Here is a 25,184-nt window from a genome sequence, read left to right as displayed (position 1 = left end):
CCCCTGGCCCGAGCCTGCCCCTGCTCCCCCCTGCTCAGTTACTGGCCCACTGCTCAGAAGCTCACTTCCGCTACTGATCCACTGCTCAGGAGCTCACTTCCGCAGCAACAGCACCACTCCGGCCATCACCACCGCCAGCAGCAGCGCGGCCGCGCCGTACAGCAGCCGATGGGCACGCAGACCCGGCAGGAAGCGGTCGAGGGCGTAGCGTCCGGGGCCGGTCAGCGCCAGAGCCGCCGCACCGACGGTGAGCAGCACTTCGTACTCCACACCCTTGGGTGCGAAGAATTCGCCGCCCCACTTCACGGCGAGCGCATTGATCATCGTGCCGACGACCGCCGCCGCGGCAAGCGGCGTCAGAAGTCCGGCCACGAGCCCGAGCCCGCCCAGCGTCTCGGTCAGACCGGCGACGACGGCCATGGCCCGGCCCGACGGATAGCCGCTCATCGTGAAGAACTGCGCGGTCCCGTCCAGCCCCGACCCGCCGAACCAGCCGAACAGCTTCTGGGCGCCGTGAGCCGCCATGGTCAGCCCGAGCGCGAGCCGCAGCAGAAGCAGCCCGGCGTCGTAACCGTGCGGAGAAGGCGCACGGTTCGTCGCGGCACCTATCCGCAGGGACGCGGGAGTACGAGCACCAAGAGGGGAGGTCATCGGACCCCTTTCCATGTCGGGGGCCGACCGCCGCACCGGGAACGGCACACCACCCGGCCGCAGCCAACCACCACACCATTTGATTGAAACTTCAAGCGATGCGTTCGACCATACACACCACACCGCCCTCGAACAACACCCCCTCCACACCCCTGACAGCCCCCACACCCCCTGACAGCCGTCCAGCGCACGCGGCAAGGGCTCGCCCCGCCGGCCGGCGAACGCTGGAGGATCCAGGGCCCTTCTGATGGATCTCCGCTGGATCTCCGCATGTCCCCCGGAACGCAAAAATGTCCCTCCGGACCATGGTCCGGAGGGACATTTTCTGCGTGTGCGCTGATCAGCGCGGTGGGCACAGCTGGGATCGAACCAGCGACATCTGCTTTGTAAGAGTGTCGAACAGTTGAACGCATCCCTGCTGGGCCGATCGACTGAAAGCTTGCCAGGGCCCTTGCGGGGACTGGGCTCCACCGATTCAGGCCAGTGTTTCCGCAGGTCAGGGGGGTCGCTATTGGCACGAGCAGGCACCTCGCACACCTCCCGCCCATCCCTGCTTTGCCGCATCTTTCCCTAGCCTTCCTCGACCTTCTGTCCCCCGTCTGTCCCCCGCGTCCCCCACCAGGGGCCGAGCCAAGGAGAGGCGCTGGTCTTATCGCCATACCAGATTGCTTAGCTGTATAAGGGGGCAGCACCCGATGCGGCCGTCCTCCAAGGACAAGAGCCAGGGCAGCACTTCCGGCGTGGCGTGCACCTCGTCACAGAAGCCGAAGTCGTCCGCCACCTCGCCCCGGCCAGCCCGTCGAAGTTTCGAGCGCCCAAACCGGTCTCCATCTTCCAACTTCGCCGCCGTCCGTACGGAGTCGACCCGGTTGACACGCACTGGATGCGTCGGCCGACACGACGCAGAGACGGTGTGGGAGGGCAGAATAGGAAACCACAAGACGCGGGCGAAGGAGAGCGTTGCGAGTGAGGCCAGGAAGACAGCGGGAACTGGCCGACGGCACAGGCGAGGCGCATGCCATGGACGGGGCACTCGCGAACAGCGGCATCATGAAGGTCACCGGAGACCTGGTCTTGGGGCAGCGCCGCCCCCCGGTCCTGCGCTCGGGCTATCTGCACGAGGTCAACCAACTCGCGGCCGCCCAGTTCGAGGGCCGAGCCACCGAATTGGCAGAGATGGCCGCCTTCTCCACCGCACTCGACGGTGTCCAGAAACCCCGGGGAGGCAATGCGGAAACGGACTACTGGCGATGGCTGGCGCCAGCGTGGTCCGGAAAGACCGCTCTCATGGCGCAGTTCGCGCTGCACCCTCCGCAGGGCGTAGACGTGCTGGCCTTCTTCATTACCGCGCGAAACGCCGGACGTTCAGACCGGACCGCATTTCTTGCGGCTCTGCAGGGGCAGTTGCAGGAGTACCTGGGCGACGCCGACGTGGACTGCGCCTCCCAGGGCCAGTTCCTCGACGCCCTCGAACGTGCCGCCCACAGAGCCACCGCGGACGGCCGACGTCTGATCCTGCTGGTCGACGGACTCGACGAGGACACCGGCGTTGAGTCAGCCAGCAGCGGATACAGCGTCGCCGCGTTGCTGCCACGCGTGCCGCCCCCGGGACTGCGGATCATCGTGGCCGGCCGTCCAAATCCGCCTATCCCCAGCGACGTGCTAGAGAATCACCCGCTGCACAACGCGCACATCGACCACCTGCTAGCACCTTCACCCGCGGCCCAGGCACACCGGAAAGCCGCAGAGCGCGACCTCCATGCCCTTCTGACGGGTGACGGGCCCGGACGGAAGGTGGCGTGCCTGATAGCCGCCGCCAACGGTGGCCTGAGCGCCCAGGACCTGGCCGACCTCATAGGCGACGCGAGCGCCTGGGAGATCGAGGAAGTCCTCGGCGGATCATTAGGCCGGTCCTTCCAGCACCGGCCGACTCAATGGTCAGCTCCTGACCAACAACCAGCGCATCTGTTCTCCTTCGCCCACGAAGAGCTGCAACAGGGTGCTCTGAAGCGAATCTCCCGGGCCACGCTGGAGAATTACCGTGCACGGGTGCACGCCTTCACCGACACCTGGCGCCAGGCTGGTTGGCCACCCGACACTCCCGAATACGCCCTCATCGGCTACCCACAACTGTTACGCAATCTCGCGGACACCACCCGCCTCACCGCACTAGCAACCGATGCGGTGCGGCACGAGAGACTGTGGGAGACCACAGGCTCTGATGCCGAGGCGCTGGCCGAGATCGCCGACGCCATCCGCCTACACCGGGCCACCACCCCCGACCTGCGGGCATGCGTGCGGCTGGCTCACCGCCGCGACGAGATCCGCGGGTATGTCGCCGGTATCCCCTATGCCGTCATCGAGACCTGGGTGATCCTGGGCCATGTACGACGTGCCCTCACCCTGGTCCAGGCGGCCCATGGGTCGCGGCAGATTCCCGCCCTCGTCAGACGGCTCCTCGACGCAGGGATACCAGACCACAACATCACGTTGCTCGTGGTGTCGGTGGCTCAACAGCTCCTGAGCCCCGTCCAAGACGCCCGGGAACTACGGGACGTCGCCGATGCTGTCGCCTACAGGGCCAAGCTGCTGGCCCAGTCGGGGCGTCACGAACAAGCCTGGGAGCTCGCCCGAAGCATCGTCGACCCTCAGCGGCAAGACAGGGCTCTGCGCTCGGTATCCACCGCTGCCGAAGCCGCAGACAATGAGGCAACCAACGCGTACAGCCCCACCTCTCGCGTAGCCGGCTGGGACGCCGGAATCTCGGCCGACCCCGTCGAGCATGCCCCTATCCCTGAGGACCTAGAGCAAGAAGCCGAACGTGCTCGCAGCATCTCCGCCCCCGGCGAACAAGCCTGGGCCTTGGGCACCGTTGCCGTGAAGCTGGCCCTGCGTGGATTCCACCGTCAGGCCACCGAACTCGCCGACGAATCAGCTCGCCTCGCTCGCGGCATCGTGAACTACGGCAGGCGGGACAGGGCTCTCACGCTGACAGCCCGAACCGTGGCCCGCGGGGGGCACCACATTTGGGCCGTTGAGCTCGCCCGAGCCGTGTCCGACGCTGACCAGCGCGCTAGCACCCTGGCGGCTGTCGCCACGCTCATGGCCCACGCGGGTGTCGATCAGCAGGCAGCCGAACTCGCTGACGAGGCCGCAGAGCTTGCCCGCACCGCCCTCAGGCCGAAGGCTTCGCTGCTGGCGGTCGTTGCCGAAGCCATGACGCTCACGGGGCGTCTCGAGCAGGCCGCCGAACTCGCCCGTATAGCAGCCAAACGCGCCCACACATCAGAAGGCTCCGGAAAACGTGCCGCGCTCCTCACCCTTGCCGCCAGGGCCATGGCCCACACCGGACGCCACCGGCAAGCGATCGACATCGCACGAATGGTTACCGAACCCGACTTGCTGGAGCGGGCGTACGGGGCCGTGGCCGGGGTGATCGCCCACGCGGGGCATCACCGGGAAGCGATCGAACTCGCCGGAAGAATCAACGGCACCGACCGGAAGACCAAGGCGCTGACAGCCGTCGCCACAGCCTTGGCGCACTCAGGACACCACCGACAAGCCGCCGACCTCGCCCTGAGTATCACCCGGCCGACCAGCCGAGTGAAGGCCCTGATTCCCGTGATCAGGACCATGGTCCGAGCAGGGTATCGGCAAGAGGCCGTCGAACTCTCACGGACAGCCGTCGGTCTCGCCCACGAGGCCAGGGACTCGAACTGGTACACCAGAACGCTAGCGACCGCTGCCGAGGTACTGACCCACGGCGGGCACCACGAGCAGGGCGTCTATTACGCCCAAGCGGCCGCCGAGCTCGCCCGTACGCTTAAGGACCCCGGCTGGCGCGCGGCGGCACTGACGGATGCCGCCCGTGCCCTGAACAGCACAGGGTGTCGGGGGCAGGCCGAAGACGCAGCACGAGAAGCCGTCAACGCGGCCCGCAGCCTTAAGGAGCCTGGACAGCGAGTGAGGGTACTGACGTCCACGGCAAGAAAGTGCTGGAACGTCCTCGACGGGCGTGTGCTCCTGGTCGAAGCACTCGACATTGGCCCCTTACAGGATGTGGTTGCGTGCCTGCCCAACATTGCGCCGGAGGCCCTGGAACTGGTGGCGCGTCTGATGACTACCGAACGTCCAGGGACCGCCCGTGGGTATACGGCCCGAGCGGGGACAACAGCAACACGCAAGATCGAATATGACAATAAAGAGGGGACGGTCCGATGAGCGGACGGCAGCGACTGGTGGCCGGTCTGACGGGACTGGCAGTGGCGGTGCTGGCCGGGGTCTTCTGCCTTCTGAGCTGGGACCGGGCCAACCAGGTCGCCGGGATCATCTCGGCGCTGGTGAGCGTCGTGGCCCTGGGGACCGGGGTGCTAGCCCTGATGTCTGGCCATGCCGGGTCGGTGCGGATCACGAACACCGGTCCCGCCACCGCGATCGGGGCCGGCTCGCACGCTAACACCGGTCTCACTGCTCAAGGAAGCGTGCACGGAGGCATGGAAGTCGATGGGACCGCAGAGGCACGGGCCGAGGACGGAGGCCGCGCGAACAGCGGCTACGACCAGCTATGACGCGGCGTGGGAACGACACCGTCCGTCCGGGTCAGCGAGCAGGCGGGGCGTCTCGCTTCGGTGCCGTACCGCAGCCACCTGGCAGGCGAGTCACCGGCCCAGCGCCCAGCACCGACTTGATGGCGCCTGTTGATTGAAAATCCCCGCTCCGAGCTCAGGAGTGCGCCAGACCTGCTCGCTGCCTCTTTGCCCCCGCCCAGCCCCGCGCCGGCGCATGCCGGGCGGGGCCAAGTGATTTGAGAGATCAAGCTGCCACTGGCTGCTCTGGCGTGGACTGAAGGACGAGGCTGAGCTGCGGAGGCCCGGCCAGTACCTCTGACGCGGGTTCGTCCGGCTGCCGGCTGCCGTCTGGGTCGGTCGGCGGCACGGGCGCGGCGCGCCGGGGGACCATCGCGGCTGTGGCGTCTGCTTCCGCTTGGGCGAATTGCGGCATGAGGCTGGTGTAGGTGTCGGCGGTAAGGGAGTAGCTGGCGTGTCCGAGGAGGGCTTGGATGGCCTTCATGGACAGGCCGGCGGCGAGGCTGAGGGATGCTGCGCAGTGGCGCAGGTCGTGGAGGCGGATCGGGGGGAGGCCGAGGCGTTTGATCAGTCGCGTGAATGCCTGGGACATGCTGTCGGGGTGCCAGGGACGGCCGTCGGGCATCGTGAAGACGTAGCCGGAGTCGACGTAGGGGCCGTATTTGTCGGGGTCCTTGCGGTGCTTCGCCTGCCAGGTGATTTTCTGCTCTCGCTGGATGTCGCGCAGGGCAGACAGAAGGGCAAACGTTGCACGGTCGAGGGTGACCGTACGTTTGCTGGCTCGGCTCTTTGTGGTCTCGGCTCGCACGTGGTGTTTGCGGTTGGTGACGAGGGTTTCGCTGATGTTGGCGGTGCCTTGGGCCATGTCGATCTCTGTCCAGGGGAGACCGGCGGCTTCGCCGCGTCGGGGGGCCCGGAAGACCATGAGGTGGTAGGCGACGTACAGAGGGTGGTCGACGCTGGCGTCGAGGAATTCTCCGGTGGTCTCGGGGGTCCAGACCATGACGGGGCCGGGGACTTGCCCGGTCTCGCGCCATCTGGCTATGCGTTCGGGGGTCCAGACGAGCGGTTCGGGCTTCTCGTACTTAGGGATGATGACGCCGTCGCACCAGTTCTCGGTAATGAGCTTTTCTTTGGCTGCGGCTTTGAGGGCGCCGGAGAGAGTGTTGAGGAGTTTGAGTTGCCGACCGGGTCCCGTGTTCTGTCGGGGCTTGGCGAGGGCTTCTTTGAGGGCGGCCTTGGCCAGGTTCCACTCATGACGTAGGTGTGGTGGCCGGGGGGCTGGCGTGTTCTTCCACGCTTGGTGAGCGGCCCGGCAGACGACCTTGGCTTGCTCGGCAGCGATCTTGTTGTTCTTTTTGACTTCGTTGAAGGCCCAGATGTCTTTGAACACTGCCTGGATGTGCTGGGTGCGCAGCTCGCGCATGGTCAGGTGGCCCAAGGCAGGGATGAACCCGTTCTCTAGGTCGTCTTCGTACTCTTCTCGTGTTCCGTCCTTGAGGTCGGCGCGGTTGCCGATCCAGCGGCGGAGGTAGTCGGCGACGGTCTCCTTGGAGTCGATGTCGATGCCTGCGTGGGCCTCGTCCCAGAGTTTCTGGGCTGCGTCTTCGGCGTCCGTCTTGGTGAGGAAGCCGCCCTTGCGGGGGCGTCTGCGTTCGCCGCGGGGGCCGTCGGGGAGGTTGAGGTAGTAGTACCAGGAGCCGTGGCCGCGCTTGTCGAGGTCAGGGCATGCCGCTCCGAGCTCGCGCAGTTTGGGCTTGCCGGCGACGGTGAGCAGCGGCTGTCCTGATTCGTCGAGCTTGGGCTCGGTGCACTTGCATCGTCGGTAGATGCTTCCTTTGAAGGCCACGGTTACCCCTTGCGAGCTGGGCTGTCCTTACGTGACCTGATCTTTCTGTAGCGAAGGTGTGGCTTCCTTGGGCGCCGTATGCTTCCTGCCAGGTGGCGCGGGGAAGAGGGGTGTGACCACCTTTGTCCTCATCTGTGATGGCTGCGGAGCATGCTCGTTCGGGCGGGCGGCGTGGCGGGATGTCGGTGGAGGAAGTGAAGGCCCTGCCGGCGGCCGTGAGTGTGGTGACTGCCGCTCGGGCGCTGGGGATCGGTTCGGACAAGGCGTACGAGTTGATCAAGGCCGGCCATTTCCCGGCGCAGGTGATCCCGCTGGGGCAGACACAGAAGGTCTCGACGGCGAGCCTTTGGAAGGCGTTGGGGATCGACTGATGTTGTGCACTCACCTACGAGCCCGGACCCTCACGCTGCCGGGGGTCCGGGCTGCGGCATTTACAGACCGCATAGTGCGTAATCAGGTTGGAATGGCGTGACCCATGCCACGCACGGGAGTCATCCCAGGTTCCTGACCTGCAGGTATCGCGCTCATGCTCAACGTACTAAGCCGTCGCTTAGTGCTCTTCGGCTGGGTGCAGATATACATTGGCCTATGCCAGGTCTAAGCGACCCCTAACGTGACATCGACGTGAGCGGTCGCAGATGCGAATCAGTGATCGGAGTCGGCTGCGTGGGACGGTTGTCGGGCTACGTACGCCCAGGGGTGACACATCCTGAGGAGGCGCCCCTGTTGCGAGAGGCCGTCACGCTGCTGTTCGACGGTGAAACGGAAGCCGGGGCGGCGCGGTGGCTGACCAGCAAGGGGATGCTGACCCCGCGGGGCAATGAGTTTCGCCGCGAGGTCTTGCATCGGCTGTTGACGAACCCGCGGCTGGCGGGCCTCGATGAGAACGGCGAGCCGATCGAGGGCTGGGATGAGCGGGTGCTGGAGCCGACCGTCTTCATGCGCCTGCAGGAGCTGTACGCAGAGCGCAGCCAGAAGCGCAGTGCGTCCCGTGAGGCGTATGACTACTTGCTCACGGGCGGGTGTGCCGTGTGCGACGAGTGCTCGCAGCCCCATGTCGGCAGTCGCGCTCACGCCGATGCCCCGCCGTCCTACAAGTGCGATGGCTGCGGCAAGACACGCATCAATGCCGAGAAGCTCGAAGACTTTGTGGCCGAGCACGTCCTGGCCGAGTTGCTGAAGCCTGGGGCGCGCCAGCGGCTTGAGAAGTTGGCATGTGACATCGAGGCGGAGATTGCCCGCCTCAAGGAGCACATCGAGGGCGCCGACGAGCGGTTCGCGGGTATCGGTGACCTCTATGGTCGGGGGCTGATGGTCAAGGCTGCGTTCATTGCCGCGCAGAAGGCCAGCAAGGAAGATTTGCGGGTCTCCAAACTCCGGTTGAAGTACCTGGAGCAGATGACCGATCTGCCGATTGGTGACGTGCACGATCTGGTGGCCTGGTGGCGCACGGCCCCGTACGCATCGAAGCGCGGTCTTGTGCTGCTGGAAGTCCAACACGTGCGTGTCGGTCGCGCCGAAGGCAGCCAGGCCCCGGATAAGCGGGTCTTGATCGACTGGCGTCAGCCGACCACCTGAGAAGGCCGTAACCATGGACACCGCAGTACCCGGTCAGCGTGATCCTGCCCTGTTCTCCCTGTCGGAGGTGACGTGGGCCTGGATGCACAACCGCACGGACTGGGGCTACAGCAACAGTGGCCTTATCGTCTCCCGGGGGCAAGGCCTCTTGGTGGACACGCAGTTTACGCTGGATGCGACACGGCGACTTCTTGCCGCTGTCGAGGAGATTTGCCCGCTCGATGCCGTTCGCACGGTGGTCTCCACGCACCAGAACGGCGATCACACGTGGGGTCATCGGCTTGTACCGCAGGCCGAGATCGTCACCTCGGTGGCAAGCGCCGAGAGCGGCTGCCACGAGATGGGGCCGGAACAGCTCACGCTACTGGCTCACTCGGCCGCGGCCGACAAGGCATCGATGTATGTGGCTGAGCACTTCGGGCACTTCGACTTCACCGACGTGATGGTGGTGGCCCCTACCCGCACGTTCGAGGGCCGGGAGGAGGTTCGGGTCGGCGACATGGTCGTGGAGTTGATCGACCTGGGCGCGGGGCATAGTGCGGGTGATGTTGCCGTGCATGTCCCGGAAGAGCGGGTGGTGTTCGCCGGGGATGCGCTTTTCTCTGGTGCGCACATGGTGGTGTGGTCCGGGTCGCTGAGCGGCTGCATCCGGGCCTGCCAGGTGCTGTTGGACACCGGGGCCGAGGTGTTCGTACCAGGGCACGGGGCGCTGCTCGACCGCGCTGGAGTTGTCACCATCCAGCGTCAGCTCAGCGACGTGGCCGAGGCCTCGGGCGCGTACGCGCAGCGTGGGGTGCCGCTGGCCGACGCGGCTCGCCTGATCAAAGCGAGCCACGCCGGCAGGTGGGCGCATCCGGAGAGACTTTTCACCCAGACCGCGGCCGGCTATGCGGAAGCTGGGGTGCCGGGGGTGCCGTCGAGCACGTGGGCCATGGTCGAAGGCATGGCGTCCTTGGCGTCCTGACCGATGTCGCCGGGCATGACCACCATGAGGCGGGTCTTGTTGCGCAGTCGGCCGAAGGTGACGAACTCGACCTCGGTTTCCTCGTCCTGGTGCGGGAGGAACAGGCGGCGGCGGTCGCCGTCGGGATGGATGACGGTGGTGACGTCCTCTTCGAGGAGCCTGCGGGCGGTCTCGTCGCGCTGCTTGATCTCTTCCCAGACTTCGTTGAGTCGTGCGTCGTCCGGGTTGGCCTTGCGGGAGACGCGCAGCTGCGAGGCCATGGGCTTGGCCCATGTTTCCTCCCAGTCGATCAGCTGCAGTCGCGCCTCGGGGTAAGTCAGTGCCCAGATCATGACGTTGATGCCGTGGAGCATCCACGGGTAGTCCCGTGCGGCTGCCGCGTTGAAGACGCGTATGTCCCATCGGTGGTCGAAGGTGTATGCCGGCCAGGGCAGTAGGTGGATGATCGCCGACACCACAGGGTCGATGGTGCTGGCGTCCGGATGGGGGCGCGGCGGCGGTTCGCAGCCGTTGGCCTCTAGCCACAGGTGGGCTCGCTGAGCATCGTTCAGGTCGAGGACGCGGACGATGCTTTCCAGGAACTCTTCACCAACGTGGTCGAGCTTGCCTCGTTCCAGCTTGCCGTACCAGCCTTCGGTGACGCCGGCGAGCTCCGCCATGTCTCTTTGCGTGAGGCCTCTGCGTCGGCGGCCGTAGCGGGAGGTGAACCCGGGCATGGCGTGCGGGTCTCGTGTTTCGCGCCACGTCTTGAGCATGCGGGTGATCGGCGGCACGTTGCTCGGCATCAAGATGCAAGTCTCCCCTGAGCAAAGTTCGGGAAAAGTAATACGAATTCCTAACGCGTCTCTCATCTTGTATGACTTTTGATGCCCTGTCACATAAGGCAGACCATATGGGGATGATTACGGACATAAGGGTGCCCGAAATGGGTCGTAACCCGTACTCGCAGTACCGGTTGTGCGGCTACCGGCACCCGCCGAGCCGACCTAACAGCTCTCAAACCGGGCAGGGTGTGACACCGCTGCCCAAGATCACCTTCTTGAGCAGCCATCCGCATCATCGAAGATCCAAGAGGTGTTTCAGGCGTGAGCGTCTTCATCACTGGCGGCAACCGAGGCATCGGGTACGCGATCGCCACAGAGCTTGCCGAGGCCGGCCACAACGTGGCCGTCACCTACCGCTCCGGCGAACCGCCCACGCACTCCTATCAGCCGGGCGAAGAGCACTGCGGCGGCCGGTTTCTGGCTGTTCGGTGCGATGTGACGGACGCCGAACAGATCGATGCGGCGTTCAAGCAGGCCGAAGCAGAACACGGACCGGTCACCATGGTGGTCTCCAACGCGGGCATCACCCGCGACGGGCTGCTCGCCCGCATGAGCGAGGAAGACTTCACCTCTGTGCTGGATGCGAATCTGACCGCCGCCTACCGCATCGCCAAGCGCGCCCTGCCGGGCATGCTGCGCGCCAAGAACGGCCGCATGGTGTTCATCTCGTCAGCCACCGCCCTGCACGGCGAGGCCGGCCAGGCCAACTACGCCGCGTCCAAGGCCGGGCTGATCGGACTGGCTCGCTCCATCGCTCGCGAGTACGGCTCTCGGAACATCACCGCCAACGTCATCGCGCCGGGGCTTACCGCGACTGACATGTCAGCAGCCCTGCCCGAGGATCGCATCCGGACGCTGCTCGGCCAGATCCCTCTCGGGCGACTCGGGCAGCCCGAGGAGATCGCGCGCGCGGTGCGGTTCCTTATCGACGAAGGGTCCTACATCACCGGAGCGATCCTTCCCGTGGATGGCGGCGCGGGGATGGGGCACTAGCTGGTGAGCGGCTTTAGCGGCAGCCTCTCGCGGGCCGCGAGGGAAGGTGGCGGTGCAGCTGCAGGGGGGAGAGGTCGCGCTTGGTGCGGAAAATGGTGGCCTGTTCACGTTTCGCTGACACGAGGGGGCGGGAGTGGTCGACGTTGAGCGCATCCTGGCTCTGGCCCAGCAGCCGGCCCGGGCGGGATCCGGTGGGGGACGCGATGCGGACCGTATGAAGGTGTTAGCCGGGCGCGGAAGTGAATCCTGTGCCCTGGCCCAGCCCGTGGCGTGGTCGGCCGCGCGATGTGCGACGCAGGCACGCCCCGCAGAGTTTCAGGTGCCGGGCGACGGCCGGGAGGCTGCGCAGGTGTGTGGGGCGTGCCCGATCCAGCGGGGGTGTTGGTCGGCTCCGGCGGCGAGTGCTCCAGCCGGGGTGCGCGCCTGGCGTGACCGTGTGGACAAGCTGTAGGTGGGTGGCACTTGTGGGCGCCGAGATGTTCTCGGCGCCCACAAGCGTTTCCGCACGTCAGCGCCCCTACAGGGCCGTGGCCGAGGTCACGTTGGCGGGGATTGCCCGGAGTGGACACCCCCCTCACAGGTAGTAGAATTAACGCATGAAGTGAGGGGGAAAGAAGCCCTCACCACCACCTCTTGGAGCCCACAGTGCAGCGCGTCCTCAAGATGAGCCAGATCCACCGCAACCCGCGCCAGCCGCGCGAGTACTTCAACGAGGACGCGCTCAACGAACTCGCCGCCTCCATCGACAAGTACGGCCTCATGCAGGCCATCGAGGTCCGCCCCGACAACGAACTCGGCGGCTACGAGATCGTCTCCGGCGAGCGCCGCTGGCGCGCCCACCAGATACTCGGCCGCACCAAGATCCGCGCCAACATCACCTCCGAGAAGAACGAACTGCAGCGGTTCAAGCGGTCCATGTCCGAGAACGTCAACCGCGAGGACATGACCCCGTTCGAGGAGGCCCACGGCTACCAGCGCATCCTCGACGAAGAAGAAGGCGCCACCATCGAGTCCGTGGCAGCCGACTTCGGCAAGACCACCACCTACGTCAAGTTGCGCCTGGCCTTGCTGGACCTGCGCATCGAGGTCCAGCAGCTCGTCCAGGACGGCAAGGTCGGCACACAGGCGGCCGTACAGATCGCCGCCCTCAACTTCGCCAACCAGGGTTCTGTGCTCTCGAAGTTCGTTCGCGGCGAATTCGCCTCCGACAACGAAATCGTGCACTTCGCCTACGCGATGAAGCAGCAGCAGGACCAGGCCGTCCTCATGGTCGTCGAGGAACTGACTGAGGAGCAGCGCACCGAGCGCGCTGCCGCACAGAAGAAGACCCGCAGCACGCTCGACAAGATCGAGCAGGTTCGCGAGCTCCTTGACGAGATCGCCCGCACCGAGCCGCTCAAGCTCGCTGAAACCCTCGAAACACAGGTCGGGGCGCGCCTGGAGCAGCTCGACCGGGTTGCCGAGTCGCTGACGAAGGCCCGCTTCCAGCTCAAGCAGGCCAAGGCGCACGCCGAGGCCCGCGAGCTCGTCACCGTCAATCCGGCGGCCGAGGCGGACGAGCACCAGGCCGAGCAAGGTGAGCGCGAAACCGTCGCCGCCTGACCGCCCTCAGGGCTGCGGGCGAAACCTTCTCCCGCAGCCCGCCATCGGGGCCCGGCCCACTGCCTGCGGCCCCTTTCCCTCGGACCATCTTCAGGAGACAGCTCCCCCATGCGCTACACCGCGCCGCTCACCCCCGCTCAGGCCAAGCAGCTCGGCCGCGACGTCGGCACGATCATCGGCTTCGCCGCCAACGCCATCAGCCATCTGCGCGGCACCGCGACCACCGACACCCTGATGCGGACCCTTACCTCGCCGTCCGCCATCGACGTCACCGCAGCCCGCTACCTCAAGGCCCTGGAGAACGGCGACAGCCCCGCCGAAGCCGCAGCGAAGGCTGGCACCGCGCTCGTCCACGACTGGGCCGACGCCGTCCTGGAGGTCCACGGCCTCCTCAACGAGCACAACACGGGCAAGGACGTGGAGACCTCCCAGTGAATACCGCGGCCGGCCGTGACTGGACGGCCATGCAGCGCGCCGACTTCGACCTCGATGTGCCGGGCGAACTGCCCGTTCCCACCGGAGCCGCACGCATCCCAGCGGCACCCGACCCGATCGGCACCCCGGCCCTTTTCGGCGAACCCGTACCCGAACCACCCGCACCACGCCGACCGCCGTCTCGCCCCGGCGACGTCGACGGTCAAGACCAGCTCTTCTGACCCCTGCCCCCGGAGAACCCGCATGTACCTGGTCACCATCGACGCCGAACACGGTGTCGTGGCCGCGCCACGCTCGGACGAAGACATCGACAACGCAACCGAAACCGCCCTGCTGGCCCACGGCTTCGCCTGGAACGACGACATCGAGGCCTACGTCCACCAGTCGGCCACAGGCCTCGACACCGCCCTCTGCACGCACGCCATGCTCACGGACCTGCGGCACGCCGTCATCACGGCCCTCGGGCCCAGGCAACGCCGCCCGTAAACACAGCACCCCACCACCAGGGGCCGGTACGACACCGGCCCCTTCCTCTTCCTTCACCCCCTCTTGGAGCCTCGGTGCCGATCTATCTACCCGCACCCGCACCCACCCGCCCCGCCGACGGCAAGGGCTACAACCGGCTCACCCTGAATGCCCACATGGGTGCGGGCGGAGCCCAGTGCGCCCTGCAGCCGAAGTCGTGGGCAACGCTGTACGAGAGCTACGACACCCGCCGCGCCCGCTGGGGCGGCTTCGGCCTCTGCATACGCAACGGAGACTGCAACGCCTGCCCCGTCTTCACCGCCTCCCTCCACGACTCCGGGGAACGAGCGCCGTTCAACGCACCCCGGGTCCTCATCCGCATCGAGACCACGCTCCCCGACGACACCATGTTCGCCGCACAGCCGGTCACCGCCTTGTGGATGACCGACCGGCCTGACGCCCCCGACTACCGCACACACGGGCAGAAATGGACGTGGCTCCAACTGACGCGGCTCAGGGGCTGGGAGTTGGGACGTCGGTACCGCGACCAGATCGGCCCCGGCTTCTGGATGCTCCGCACTCCCTACGCACCGGCCCCACACGTCGAGGTCCGCACCCAGGCCCGCGCATCGCTCACCCGGCACGCCTTCATGGTCGGCGGCACCCGCGCCGCCCTGCTCGCCTGCTACGGGCGCTGCCGCCACGATGACGGCACCCTGCTCAACGTGATCGGACACCACACCCCGGGCACGGTGGACGACGAGAACCTCACCCTCGGCCGGTGGCAGCCGACCGTGCCGGCCGGGATCAAGCAGGGCCGCCACCTGAGACGGGAGGCCCACCGCGGCTCCGCCCGCCTCGCCCTGTACGAAGGCCGAGACCGGCTTGCCACGCTGTCGTTCACCGGATCGCAGTGGGACGCCGAGCAGATCCACGCCGCAGAAACGGCGCTACTCGACCGCACGGGCCGGTGACCGCATGGCTACCTGGACGCCGCCACCGCCCACCTATCTGCCAGACGCGCATCTTCCCCACTGCCAAACTGAGCCCTGGACATGCCGGACCTGTGCGACGTCGTGGCCGTGCGAGACCGCCAGCGACTACCTCACACCCGGACGCTGCCAGTGCGGTTCGCCCACGTACTGGGAAAAGCGCCTGCCGCGCCGCTGGCACGCCGGGCCAAGCTGCTACGACCACAAAGAGGCCATGGCCGCGCTCGCCAGAGAGCTCCACGAGTACCACCAGGCCCATCCGCACTATCCGCCGCAGCGGCCACCGAAGCCCAGACGCAAACGCCGCCAGAGGCCGGCGCACACGCACACCCCAAGTGGCCCTGGCGACATCCGCCCCGGCACCTGGCTGTGGGTCAAACCCGGTGGCCTGCACCCGGCGTGGGGAGACATCCATCGCCTGGCCATGCTCATCCACCTCGACAGCCCGTACTGCGAAGTGTGGCTCGACGACACGACCGTCCACCGCGTCAAGCCACACCTCCTGATCCTTGAGCGCCCAGCCGTAAGGAACGCGGCCCGAAGGGCTGGTGTCACCTCGCTGACCGACCGGAGTGGCGCACTCCGCCCCGAGTGGCAGTGGGCCGCCTGGACGCTCGCTGATCACCTGGCGCACCTCGACGGCGGCGAGGAGCCCACTACGGCACCTGTTCAGGAGTACCTGTTCGCCCTGTAGGCGATCACGCTCCCGCAGTAGCAGAGCCATCTCGCAGCTCACCCAGACCAGTTGCACATAGGCGAGATCACATTCGGTGACTGGACACCTCCACCACGGATAGTAGAATTAACTCACAAAGCGAGGACGGGAATCCCTGCACACCTCCACCAAGATCCACCGACCAGACGGGGCTGCCGCGACCGCAGTCCCCGCCACGAAAGGGAGAGCCCGTGCTCGCCACGCACGCGATGATCGAAGCCGCCCCCATCCTCGGCGTCAACGCCCCCGAGTGCGACGACTGCGAGGGCAGCGGCACCGTCACCTATCTGCTCGGCCCATACGAGCACACCCGCGAGTGCGACACCTGCCACGGCGCCGGACACTGCCTGCCCTGCCCCACCTGCACCGACGGAGCAGACCCGATCACGGGCGACACCTGCGCCACGTGCGACGGCTTCGCCGTCCTCATCTGAACAGAAATAGGCCAGTACCCATAAGGAGCCATAGATGCACCTCGGCGACTCCCTCGCTCAAGAAGCCCTGACTACAGGCAGCAAGACCTCTGTCGCCATCGGCCCGTGCGGCGTGATCCGCCTGGCCATCACCCTCCCCGACGGGGCCGTCCAGCACTTCGAGTGCCCGCCCGCCGGCACCATCGCCGACTGGCGCGCCACCGACCTGGAAGCCCCCGGATCAGGTTTCACCTTCAATGAGCCCATCACCGAGACATGGGGCCACGCACTCACCCTGGCAACCCGCAACTCCCTTACCTGACCCACAAGGAGACCACTATGGAAGGCTTCACGAAGCACGCTGGCGTCACCCTCGTCACCCGGTCACCCAAGGGCCTTGTCCGTCTGTTCGGCGAAGTCCACGGCCATGCCACCGACCCCGTCACCGGCAAGGAGCTTGTGATGGTCCAGTGGCCCGGAGCACCCAAGCCGCTGCCATACGCCCCGGACGAGCTCACCATCGTCGACTGACCCTAAATAGGCGAGTGTGTATCTAACGTGTTAGGTTCTGTGTGATGTCAGGCCCTGGCACGGCCCGACCATCACCCGACCTCCGGACGGGCAGCGACTCCCCGCGCCCCGCCCGCCCGGAACGGCTCGCCCGATGCGAGCCACCCCTCAGGCCGGGACCCGCAGCCCCCGCGGGTCCCGGCCAACCCATGGAGCAACCCGACATGTCTGCCACCACCAACCACGACCGCACGCAGCCCATGAACCGCGACGACGCCCTTTACGAGGCCCTCGTCTTCGAGCGGTACGACCGCCCCCTCCACGAGATCCTCTGGGAGGAGACCCGGCACCCGCTGCCCGAACTCCTCAAGGAGCGCCACCGCCGCCCCGAACTCCCGACACCGGGCGCACCCCTCAGGCACCAGCCGCAGCCCGACCCGGACGCCGCCGCTCACCGCGCCGCCCTCCTGGAGGCCATCACCCCCCGCCGCCGGAGTACCGCGTGACCGAGGAACAGTTCCGCCGTCACGTCCGCAAGATTGCCGCCCTCCGCGGCTGGTCCCTCGCCTACCACACCCACAACTCCCAGCGCAGCGACGCCGGATGGCCCGACGAGGTCTACGGACACCCCAAGGCACGGCGCACGATCTTCGCCGAGTTCAAGTCGAATACCGGACGCATCCGTCCCGCACAGCGCGACTGGCTCAAACACCTGGCCGCGTGCGGCTTCGAAACCGCGCTATGGCGCCCCAAGGACCTCGACCGCATCGTCACCGTTCTCGCCCCCGACGGCCCCCGCGCCCAGCTCCCCGACACGTTCTGACCAAGGAGACCGAGCACCATGCACGACCGCACCAGCAAGCAGTCCGAGACTCCGCCGATGCCCGGAGCCTCCTGGTGCCACTCCTGCGACAGTTGGTTCAACCCCATCACCAACACCTGCCGCTGCAACAACCGCTGACCACCTTCAGGGAACCCGTCATGAACCACTCTGTTCACGCCCTCGGCCACGCCACAGCGCCCTCCACGCCAACCGCCCCGGACCGTGAGCAGAACACCCCGCGCTCCGTTGACACAGAGCGGGTCCTGAACGAGATCGCCCGCCTGGCCAACGAACTGTGCGAACACCTCGCCGACGATCCATGGTGTACAGCCGCACAGATCAGGGACCTCGCCGAAACCGCCCTTGCGGCAGCCGGAGACCTCTGAATGCACGCCCGTTTCGAACCCCTGCCTGCCCCGACCCGCGCCCAAGAGGCGTACGACACAGCCCAAGCCCTACGCGAACGCCCCGGCGAATGGGCGCACATCGAAGATCTCGGGAACCTCAACCGGGCTACCAACCTCGCCTACCGCATCCGCACCGGCCGACACAGCGCCTTCCGCCCGGCCGGCGCATTCGACGCCACCTCGCGCAGCGCCGACGACGGCACTGCGTCCGTCTGGGCCTGCTACATCGGCCCCAGCGACTCCCAGACCAGTGTCGACAGCGAGGCCCAAATCAGAGCCGCCCTGCACACCCCCACCATGCACGGTCCTTCGCGCATCACCGCACAAGACTGAACACGAAACCGAAGGCATGCAGTGAAGGTCCACCAACTTGAAGTTGCTGGTCATAGGGCTGATGTTGACTCTCGGTCGTGTTCTCGTGCTGCTCGCGGGCGGTTGTCGGGGCGCAAGGTCGTCTATCAGCGGGTGCCTTCGAGGTTCGTCAGGACAAGCAGAGCACGCAACGGCGTGGTCGCGTGACGGACTTCCAGGCGGAGCTTGGTAAGGATGCGCCAGGCACCCCACCTTGCCGATCCGGACTCGGGTTCAGCCGGGGCCACGCCCCCCACGGCATTGAAACGACCGATCCTGCTTGGATGTTGAACCTCTAGTTCCCTTCAAGACGCTCAGACGCCTTCACCGTTCCCTCACACGATCGTGACCCCACAGTGCACAACCGTGTCTGTCGTCACGTCCACCGCATCCAGTTCATGGCGTGTGCCCCGGTTGATGACCTTGCCGCCCTGGGACGGGCGCCCATAGAACGACAGTGCGACGAATCGCAACCGACAAGCCTCGCTCAGAAGGAACACGTGAGCGGGGCCAGAGGGGGACTTCTCTTGCCCGGAACCTTAAGAAGAAGACGCATCCTGTCGAAACTCGCCCTCGGCGCCTGCTCGATCCTGCTCCTGGGATCCGGCGGCGTGGCCGCCGCAGCCGACAGCGACGACGGCACTCCAGCTGGGGCCTATGCACCGTCCTCCCGGCCCGCGGCAGGCCCGGAGGCCCTTACCCGGGCCAACAACCACCGGCCCGTCTCTGGCAAGGACCTCAAAGCCGGCCCAACGTTCACCAAGGATCCGGCTGGCGTGTGGCAGACCAATCGCACCACCGTCACACTGCGCAACACCGTCACCGACGCCGACGGCGACGCGGCGACCTTGAGTTTCGAGGTCTACACAACAGACGCCAACGGAAACCCGAAAGACCAGGTCCGACTCACCAACCCTGATACCGGCAAACCCGCCGCCTATGGTGTGGTGGTGTCCGATTACGTGACGTCCGGCGGAACGGCGTCGGTAACCCTCAGGTACGGCGACCTGAAGACGAACACCACCTACGCCTTCCGCACCAGCGCCTACGATGGCAGCCTGTACGAGACCAATTGGTCCTCATGGGCGAAGTTCCACACCCGCGGCCGGGCAGTGAGCATCACTCTGCCTGAGCCGAACAAGGACGCTCCAGCGGTCAATCAGGACAACCACCAGGCGCCCCAGAAGATCGCCAAGCCGACCATGACCCCGGTCGACCCGACCAAACCACCCACCGGCCGAAGCGCCGAAAACGGCTGGAACTGCGGCAAGCTCAACCAGAAAACAGGGATCCAGCCGTGTTCGCGACTGATACCGGACACCAGCAAGAAAACCCGCGACGCCCTCACCAAGGAAGCGAACGCGAACCTGCCTCACCTGGTCGACTGGTGCGCGAGCTACAACTCGGACATCAAGCGGTATGGGGCATGCATCGGGGGCTTCACGTACGAGTACGTGGGCGTCGTCATCAAGGACGGAAAGCCCACCGGCGAAACCCTGAACGCCTCGTGGGCCGTCGGCCAGGAGGTGAAACTCGAGGGGAACTCTGCGACGTTCACACAGCAGCTCATCCTCGTACCGACGGCGATCGACCCGAAGTTCGGCTCGGTGACGCTCAACGTGGAGTTCGACTGCCTCCTGGGCGACAGGTGCTCGAACGGCCCGCAGTCATGGGACGGGGCGCTGGAGTGGTCGGGAGCTGATCCGTTCTCGCACACGGCGATCGGGAAAATCGACCACACCTGGAACGCGGTACGCAACGCGGACACGCTGGACCTGTCCACGAAGATCACCGCCTACTCACCGGTGGCGAACCCAGCAGCGACACGGTGGCAGGCCAATGACGCGCAGATCCGCTGCGACAAGATTTCCTCCACCACACCGGGCTGCACCTTCTACAAGTACATCCCGACGTGGGTGATGAACTTCGACAAGACGCCGCCGGCCGTCGCGCACGCATGGCTGATCCAGGCCAAGCTGCCCAAGCACCCCGGCAGCAAGGCAGCCAAAAGACCCCTGTTCTACCTGCCTGCCGCGTCGAAGAACGCGCCGGGCCGCGACCCGGACGACAACCGCAAGGTGATCTGCCCTGACGGGTGGGCGGCCACCTACGGCAACCCAGACGCCACCACCGTTCCCGAGATCAGCCCGGGCGACAAAGCGTCGTGCGACGAATTCGCCTACGCCTCTACCTACAACTCCGGCGGCATGCCCACCGGCATGGGCGGTATGAACGAGGTCGACACCGGCAACGACTGCGTGCAGACCTACGCCACCCGCGTCAAGCAGGGCGAATGGCACCTGTACGACGACGTCCGTGAGGCTGCTCCGACATGGAAGCAGGTGTGTGGCCGCTCGGCCATGTCGGGATGGATCAACTCCACCTCGATGGGGGGAGCGTTCAGCTCGGGCTTCGCAGCCAAGTACCGGATGCTGGACAAGGACCCCTACTGGGTGGACTTCCCCCAGTTCGCGCACTGCGATGCGTCCAAGGCGACCGTGGCCTGCACGGTTCCCAAGCCGTGACAGGTCGCTGACTGCTGGTGGGGCACGGCACCATGTTCTTGCTGTGCCCCACCAGCCCCACGTTGTGTACGGAGGGAGAAAACGGCAATGACCGACAATCTTGCATGGATCGCCGATGCCTGGCAGAGCGCGGACCTGAACGCCACCGACCTGTACATCACCTGCGCCCGCGGCCTCAGCCCTCAGCAGCTGGCCGAACGCATGGCCGACCATGAGCCGGTCGAGGTCGGGCCTGCCCTCACCATCCAGGAAGCGTCCCGCATGGTCGACCTCACGCAGATCTACTGCGTCGGCCGCATCGGCCAAAGCGGCGACTGGTCGTTCATCGTGGAGTGTGGGGGCAGCGAAGGCTGGTCCCTCGACCCGGCAGCGTCTCGCGGCGCCGAGGTGCTGATCTTCGACCCGCGGCCGGACGATCCGCCCTCCCTCTTCAGGTACCTCGCCGACGGTGAGCTGCAGCTGCATTTCGAGTTGGGCTTCGGCTACGATCCCGCCGGCGCCCAGCCTGACCTGCTGCGCCCGGCGCTGGAAGCGGCCGGCGTCATCCCGCCGGAAGACTGCATCGATGACCTGCTTGGCGAAGACGAGGAGCTGCCGCCTGTTGAAGCGAAGCGCCGGGTGTTGAAGGTCACCGGTGAGCATTTCGGGCTGTTCCTGCCGCGGCAGGTGATCGAGAGCGGGCGGCTTCCTGCCGTGGTCACCCGCACTTCACCTCCGTCCTCCTGGTGACCACGAGCATGTCAGAGATCCGATAGGCAAGGGCCGCCGTATCGGCAAGCCACGTCACCGGCAGGAGGACGGACTGGTTCGGCCGCCAGTCAGCTGTTGGCTACGGGAGGGCGCCCTGGGATGTAGCCCTTCCATTCGGATCGTTCAATGATCCCGGGCCACTCGCTGGCAGGCGTCGCAGATGGCGGGGCCTCATCGGTGAACCCCTGGGCCCACAGGGCGCCATCCTCAACGTCCAGGAGAGGGCTGAACGGAATCTGAAGTCCGTTCGACTCGGTGGGCGGATCAAAGTGCAGCCCCCACACCTCGTGGAAGAGGCGCCCTCCGAATTCCGCACGGCCACGGGTCGCCGCCACGCACGCGCCCATGGTTTCGAAGTCCACCCACGGCACCACCACGTACGGCCAGGTCTTGTCGGCAGCGGCAGGTCCCCACACCTCGATCGCGGCGTTCGACGTGCGTGTGGCGGCCGTTACCAGATCGCTGATCGTCCAGGGGTCCGGAGCAGCCTGCCCCAGCTCGGTGAGCTTCACTTCGAGGTGCAGCCATTCCTCCGGGTGCCCGCTCGGAGCCACGACTCCGTGCTGTTCAACGCGCTGCAGCGAGTCAGGCTCAGTCTCCAGCGCAATCTTCATGTCGGCCAGCACAAGTGGACCGCGGTCGATCAGATGGTGGCTGGAATCCAGCGGGGTCAGGCGGATCGTCTCTCCAACGAAGTTCACGTGCGCAGCTCCTGCCTGGATGGTGTCGGCTCTCTTGGATATGCCCACACGGGCAGCACCGCAAGAGCCTCAGCTCGACTCGTCTGAATCCCCGGCGCCCCGGGCACTGCCATCGATGAGCGTTGCGCCGCCGGGCTCAACTCCGCCTCCCACAGCGGGCACATCGCCCTATGCCCGGCCGTCCAGCGAGACCGGTAGCTCTACCTGCCCCGTGAGCCAGGCGGCAGGATGCGTCGCTTGATCATCTAGGCTCAACAGTGGGCGTGGGGCTGGAGCCTCATGTCCACCGCTTCTCGCATTCCGGCCTCGCTCGCGGACCTGGCCGTCCCAGTCGATGAGCTGTCCCCCTACCACCGCAACCCTCGTACCGGTGACCTCGACTCGATCACCGAATCGCTGTCCACCAACGGTCAGTACCGGCCCATCGTCGTCAACCGTGGCACCCTGACCGGCCGTCCGAACGAGATCCTCGCCGGCAACCACACCTACAAGGCTGCCAAGCAGCTCGGCTGGGCCGAGATCGCCGTCACCTGGCTCGACGTCGACGACGACGCTGCGGCAAAGATCGTCATCGTCGACAACCGCACCAGCGATCTAGCCGGGTACGACACCGTCCTCCTCGCGGACATTCTGCAGGACTTGCCCGACCTGAAGGGCACCGGCTACGACCAGGAGCAGCTCGACCAGCTTTTGGACGAGACTGCTCTCCCGGCGCCGATCGAACTCCCGAGTGACGGCGCCGGCACCGGTGCTGCGGCGACGGTCGACTACCTGCAGTGGGGCTACCTGCAGTGGTCCTCCACACGCGTGCGCATCACGCAGGCCGAAGTCGAGCTGCTCGACGCGCTGTACAAGCGGTTCGTGTCCGGCAACGACTCCGACATGGGCTTCGGCTGGCACGTCCTCAACGAGGAGCACCGCGCCGGAGAGGCAGCCGAGGCGTGAAGACCCTCGACGTCCGTTTCGACCCCGCCTACCCCCTCGCGAAGCTACGGCCCGCCGATTACAACCCGCGGCGCCTGTCCGAGGACGCGTTCGTACGCCTCCAGGGCTCCCTCCGACGCCATGGGGTGGTCAAGCCGGTCATCCTCAACGCCGACGGCACCTTGGTCGCAGGCCACCAGAGGACCAAGGGGCTCAAGGCCATCGGCCAGGACACAACGCCGGCGATGATCCTGCCGCAGAAGGTTCGGCTCCAGGACGAGATCAAGTTCAACCTTCTCCACAACCGGGTCGAGACCGAATCGTCCGTCGTGTATGCCGAGCCCGGTCCGATCGGCCAGTGGTGCTGGATTCCGTGGCAGACCATCGAGGTTGAGGAGTCGAAGAACCTTCCGTTCCAGCAGGCGATCGGCTTCATGACCGCCGCCCACGGGCCGTGGGGGTCGGTCGTGATCGACGACCAGGGCCGCATCGTGCTGAACGCCGAGTACGCGGCGGTCGCCAAGTCCCAGCGGTTCGATGTGCTCGCCTGGACCGTCGCCTCCTTCGACGCCGGGCAGCTGGTAGAGGACCTCACGGGCGAGTACGGCGTGTACGACTGGTCCGGGCTCGAAGACCAGGCCCCGGTGTGGAACCAGCACATCGTCCAGCCCAACCGTCTGCGCGAACACTCCTCCAAGGCGAAGGCGGACAAAGTCCGCTACAAGTCCGAGGTGTGGGAGCGCCTCGTCCTGCCGTGGCTGACCACCTCGCACCGCGTAGTGGACTTCGGCGCCGGCCACGGCGACTACGCCCGCCACCTGCGCGCCAAGGGCTACCGGATCCAGGACTACGAGCCGTACCGCACCCTCAAGGGCAAGTACGCGATCGACATCCGTACCATCGTCGGCCAGCTCCGCGGCATCGAACGCGAGCTGCGTGAGAACGGCCTGTACGAGGTCGTGGTTCTCGATTCCGTCATCAACGCCACCACCAGCTTGGACTACCAGCACTGGGTACTCGTTACCGTCAACGCCCTGTGTGCCGCCGACGGCCAGGTGTGCATCGGTACCCGCAACTTGGAGCGGGAGGTGGCGTATGAGAACTCGGGGCACTCCATCAGTCGTGACTCCACCCGGCTGGCGTTCCTCGACGAGCACAGCGTCGATATGCGGTTCGTGCGCGGTAAGTGGCAGCGCATCCGATATCACACTCCCGAGTCGCTGCGCGGCCTGCTGTCCCGGTACTTCGAGGATGTGCAGCTCAGCGACACGACCAGGGCCACTGTCAAGGCCGTCTGCCGCAGGCCCCGAACCCTCCCGGTTGAAGAATATGAGCGAGCATTCTCCGAAGAATTCAATATGCCCTACCCTAACGACTTTAGGCACAATAAGCATCACGGAATAGCGTCAATTCTGATAGAATTGACCAGGGAAAGGAATTCAACTCTGGAGGGGTGATTAAATGAACTCGGGGGTAAACTCGGGACGGGTTCGCGTAGAAATAGCAGCACACGACAGATACCGCATCATGTGGGTGGCCGGCATACGTGAACTCGACCTGACTCAGCACTGCCTGAAGACGTTCGCCGAGTGCGACCGTTACAACGTCAACGCCAAGCTCAGGCGCCAAGTCCTGCATCTGCCGGCCGCCAACCCGCCCGCAGCCTGGTATCTGTGCGCCCTGCCTATCCCATGGGACTGGCCCCGTAACGCGCACCTCGCCTTCGAATACGCACCCGGCAAGACGTGGGAGGGCAATGCCCTCGTCCACGGCCTCGGCGTACGACTCACCAACGCTCGCCCCATCACCGGCTGGGGCGAGCACTCCATCCCATCCAAAGAACCACTGCGGCACTCGCGACTACACCGAACCTGCCGGAACTGGCAGTTCGGATGGTGGCTCCGCAACAACCGCAATGTGCCCGATGCGCCGCCATTGATGAGTACCGAGAACCTAGACGAGGGCGGGCAACTTCCCCTCGCCTAAGCCGCAACCAGAGCAGCGGGGCCGCTGTTCGCGGCCGCCGCAGGCCTAGAGCGTGTCTCTTTGATCGGCTGGTCAGTTGATCGGATGTGTCCGTCCGGTTAGTGATCACTGATGCGATGTGGGGCCGGATCGAGCCGCTG

At 66.2% G+C, this 25,184-nt stretch carries 28 protein-coding genes; 24 read left to right on the top strand and 4 right to left on the bottom strand.

Annotation, left to right across the window (positions count from 1 at the left end):
* Positions 1 to 93 precede the first annotated feature (93 nt).
* The gene (locus ACFY12_RS21050) at positions 94 to 651 is read right to left on the bottom strand and encodes a DoxX family protein (RefSeq protein WP_390717369.1); all 558 of its coding nucleotides are present in this window, start codon (positions 649 to 651) and stop codon (positions 94 to 96) included.
* A gap of 1,020 nt (positions 652 to 1,671) precedes the next feature.
* Here ACFY12_RS21050 and ACFY12_RS21045 point away from each other — a divergent pair.
* Positions 1,672 to 4,872, top strand: coding sequence for a hypothetical protein (locus ACFY12_RS21045; RefSeq protein ID WP_390717368.1), 3,201 nt, complete (start codon positions 1,672 to 1,674; stop codon positions 4,870 to 4,872).
* Entirely contained in the window at positions 4,869 to 5,219 is a 351-nt protein-coding gene (locus tag ACFY12_RS21040; RefSeq protein ID WP_390717367.1) for a hypothetical protein, read from the top strand. Before ACFY12_RS21045 ends, ACFY12_RS21040 begins: the two co-directional genes overlap by 4 nt.
* 244 nt (positions 5,220 to 5,463) lie before the next feature.
* On the opposite strand, the gene xerC is transcribed toward ACFY12_RS21040, so the two are convergent.
* Complete coding sequence (gene xerC, locus ACFY12_RS21035) at positions 5,464 to 7,086, bottom strand: tyrosine recombinase XerC (RefSeq protein WP_390717366.1); 1,623 nt, start codon at positions 7,084 to 7,086, stop codon at positions 5,464 to 5,466.
* 137 nt (positions 7,087 to 7,223) lie between these two features.
* Between xerC and ACFY12_RS21030 the strand changes: the two genes are divergently transcribed.
* The 3 genes from ACFY12_RS21030 (at position 7,224) to ACFY12_RS21020 (ending at position 9,628) form a co-directional block, all read left to right on the top strand.
* A complete protein-coding gene (locus ACFY12_RS21030; RefSeq protein WP_390717365.1) occupies positions 7,224 to 7,457 on the top strand; it encodes a DNA-binding protein in 234 nt (77 codons plus the stop codon).
* A gap of 253 nt (positions 7,458 to 7,710) precedes the next feature.
* Positions 7,711 to 8,664: a recombinase family protein gene (locus ACFY12_RS21025; RefSeq protein WP_390717364.1), complete on the top strand. Its 954-nt coding sequence runs from the start codon at positions 7,711 to 7,713 to the stop codon at positions 8,662 to 8,664.
* A 13-nt stretch (positions 8,665 to 8,677) separates the two neighbouring features.
* A complete protein-coding gene (locus ACFY12_RS21020; protein WP_390717363.1) occupies positions 8,678 to 9,628 on the top strand; it encodes an MBL fold metallo-hydrolase in 951 nt (316 codons plus the stop codon).
* Here the strand turns inward: ACFY12_RS21020 and ACFY12_RS21015 are convergent.
* On the bottom strand, positions 9,550 to 10,344 hold the full coding sequence (locus ACFY12_RS21015) for a helix-turn-helix domain-containing protein (protein ID WP_390717839.1): 795 nt from the start codon (positions 10,342 to 10,344) through the stop codon (positions 9,550 to 9,552). The genes ACFY12_RS21020 and ACFY12_RS21015 overlap by 79 nt on opposite strands.
* A 369-nt stretch (positions 10,345 to 10,713) precedes the next feature.
* On the opposite strand from ACFY12_RS21015, the gene fabG reads away from it, so the two are divergent.
* From fabG to ACFY12_RS20935, 16 genes are all read left to right on the top strand, one after another.
* Positions 10,714 to 11,445 (top strand): 3-oxoacyl-ACP reductase FabG, encoded by a 732-nt coding sequence (fabG, locus tag ACFY12_RS21010; RefSeq protein ID WP_390717362.1) that lies wholly within the window; start codon positions 10,714 to 10,716, stop codon positions 11,443 to 11,445.
* Positions 11,446 to 12,078: 633 nt separating this feature from the next.
* The gene (locus ACFY12_RS21005) at positions 12,079 to 13,047 is read left to right on the top strand and encodes a ParB/RepB/Spo0J family partition protein (protein WP_390717361.1); all 969 of its coding nucleotides are present in this window, start codon (positions 12,079 to 12,081) and stop codon (positions 13,045 to 13,047) included.
* A 108-nt stretch (positions 13,048 to 13,155) separates the two neighbouring features.
* Positions 13,156 to 13,482 (top strand): hypothetical protein, encoded by a 327-nt coding sequence (locus ACFY12_RS21000; RefSeq protein ID WP_390717360.1) that lies wholly within the window; start codon positions 13,156 to 13,158, stop codon positions 13,480 to 13,482.
* Positions 13,479 to 13,703, top strand: a complete 225-nt coding sequence (locus ACFY12_RS20995) for a hypothetical protein (RefSeq protein WP_390717359.1) — start codon at positions 13,479 to 13,481, stop codon at positions 13,701 to 13,703. The genes ACFY12_RS21000 and ACFY12_RS20995 overlap by 4 nt, the downstream gene beginning before the upstream one ends.
* A 22-nt stretch (positions 13,704 to 13,725) precedes the next feature.
* Positions 13,726 to 13,968, top strand: coding sequence for a hypothetical protein (locus ACFY12_RS20990; RefSeq protein WP_390717358.1), 243 nt, complete (start codon positions 13,726 to 13,728; stop codon positions 13,966 to 13,968).
* 74 nt (positions 13,969 to 14,042) lie between these two features.
* Positions 14,043 to 14,921 carry a hypothetical protein gene (locus ACFY12_RS20985; RefSeq protein WP_390717357.1) on the top strand — a complete coding sequence of 293 codons (879 nt, stop codon included), beginning with the start codon at positions 14,043 to 14,045 and terminating at the stop codon, positions 14,919 to 14,921.
* A gap of 232 nt (positions 14,922 to 15,153) precedes the next feature.
* Complete coding sequence (locus ACFY12_RS20980) at positions 15,154 to 15,633, top strand: hypothetical protein (protein ID WP_390717356.1); 480 nt, start codon at positions 15,154 to 15,156, stop codon at positions 15,631 to 15,633.
* Between the two features lie 212 nt (positions 15,634 to 15,845).
* Positions 15,846 to 16,088 carry a hypothetical protein gene (locus ACFY12_RS20975; RefSeq protein WP_390717355.1) on the top strand — a complete coding sequence of 81 codons (243 nt, stop codon included), beginning with the start codon at positions 15,846 to 15,848 and terminating at the stop codon, positions 16,086 to 16,088.
* 34 nt (positions 16,089 to 16,122) lie between these two features.
* Positions 16,123 to 16,389, top strand: a complete 267-nt coding sequence (locus ACFY12_RS20970) for a hypothetical protein (protein WP_390717354.1) — start codon at positions 16,123 to 16,125, stop codon at positions 16,387 to 16,389.
* 17 nt (positions 16,390 to 16,406) lie between these two features.
* Entirely contained in the window at positions 16,407 to 16,598 is a 192-nt protein-coding gene (locus ACFY12_RS20965; RefSeq protein ID WP_390717353.1) for a hypothetical protein, read from the top strand.
* A gap of 203 nt (positions 16,599 to 16,801) precedes the next feature.
* Positions 16,802 to 17,083 (top strand): hypothetical protein, encoded by a 282-nt coding sequence (locus tag ACFY12_RS20960; RefSeq protein WP_390717352.1) that lies wholly within the window; start codon positions 16,802 to 16,804, stop codon positions 17,081 to 17,083.
* Entirely contained in the window at positions 17,080 to 17,400 is a 321-nt protein-coding gene (locus ACFY12_RS20955; RefSeq protein WP_390717351.1) for a VRR-NUC domain-containing protein, read from the top strand. The genes ACFY12_RS20960 and ACFY12_RS20955 overlap by 4 nt, the downstream gene beginning before the upstream one ends.
* 158 nt (positions 17,401 to 17,558) lie before the next feature.
* On the top strand, positions 17,559 to 17,786 hold the full coding sequence (locus ACFY12_RS20950; RefSeq protein WP_390717350.1) for a hypothetical protein: 228 nt from the start codon (positions 17,559 to 17,561) through the stop codon (positions 17,784 to 17,786).
* Positions 17,787 to 18,140, top strand: a complete 354-nt coding sequence (locus ACFY12_RS20945; RefSeq protein WP_390717349.1) for a hypothetical protein — start codon at positions 17,787 to 17,789, stop codon at positions 18,138 to 18,140.
* A 545-nt stretch (positions 18,141 to 18,685) separates the two neighbouring features.
* Positions 18,686 to 20,683, top strand: coding sequence for a hypothetical protein (locus ACFY12_RS20940; protein WP_390717348.1), 1,998 nt, complete (start codon positions 18,686 to 18,688; stop codon positions 20,681 to 20,683).
* A gap of 87 nt (positions 20,684 to 20,770) precedes the next feature.
* On the top strand, positions 20,771 to 21,412 hold the full coding sequence (locus ACFY12_RS20935) for a DUF6461 domain-containing protein (RefSeq protein WP_390717347.1): 642 nt from the start codon (positions 20,771 to 20,773) through the stop codon (positions 21,410 to 21,412).
* An 89-nt stretch (positions 21,413 to 21,501) separates the two neighbouring features.
* Here the strand turns inward: ACFY12_RS20935 and ACFY12_RS20930 are convergent, their stop codons facing one another.
* Positions 21,502 to 22,134 (bottom strand): hypothetical protein, encoded by a 633-nt coding sequence (locus ACFY12_RS20930; protein ID WP_390717346.1) that lies wholly within the window; start codon positions 22,132 to 22,134, stop codon positions 21,502 to 21,504.
* Positions 22,135 to 22,413: 279 nt separating this feature from the next.
* On the opposite strand from ACFY12_RS20930, the gene ACFY12_RS20925 reads away from it, so the two are divergent.
* From ACFY12_RS20925 to ACFY12_RS20915, 3 genes are all read left to right on the top strand, one after another.
* Entirely contained in the window at positions 22,414 to 23,079 is a 666-nt protein-coding gene (locus tag ACFY12_RS20925; RefSeq protein WP_390717345.1) for a ParB/RepB/Spo0J family partition protein, read from the top strand.
* Complete coding sequence (locus ACFY12_RS20920) at positions 23,076 to 24,515, top strand: ParB N-terminal domain-containing protein (RefSeq protein ID WP_390717344.1); 1,440 nt, start codon at positions 23,076 to 23,078, stop codon at positions 24,513 to 24,515. Before ACFY12_RS20925 ends, ACFY12_RS20920 begins: the two co-directional genes overlap by 4 nt.
* Before the next feature lie 76 nt (positions 24,516 to 24,591).
* Positions 24,592 to 25,044: a hypothetical protein gene (locus ACFY12_RS20915; RefSeq protein WP_390717343.1), complete on the top strand. Its 453-nt coding sequence runs from the start codon at positions 24,592 to 24,594 to the stop codon at positions 25,042 to 25,044.
* Positions 25,045 to 25,184: the final 140 nt, after the last annotated feature.

The organism is Streptomyces sp. NPDC001339 (genome assembly GCF_042895955.1).
Lineage (GTDB): Bacteria > Actinomycetota > Actinomycetes > Streptomycetales > Streptomycetaceae > Streptomyces.
The sequence above is the reverse complement of the archived record's forward strand: the minus strand, read 5'-3'. Positions and strand labels throughout refer to the sequence as shown.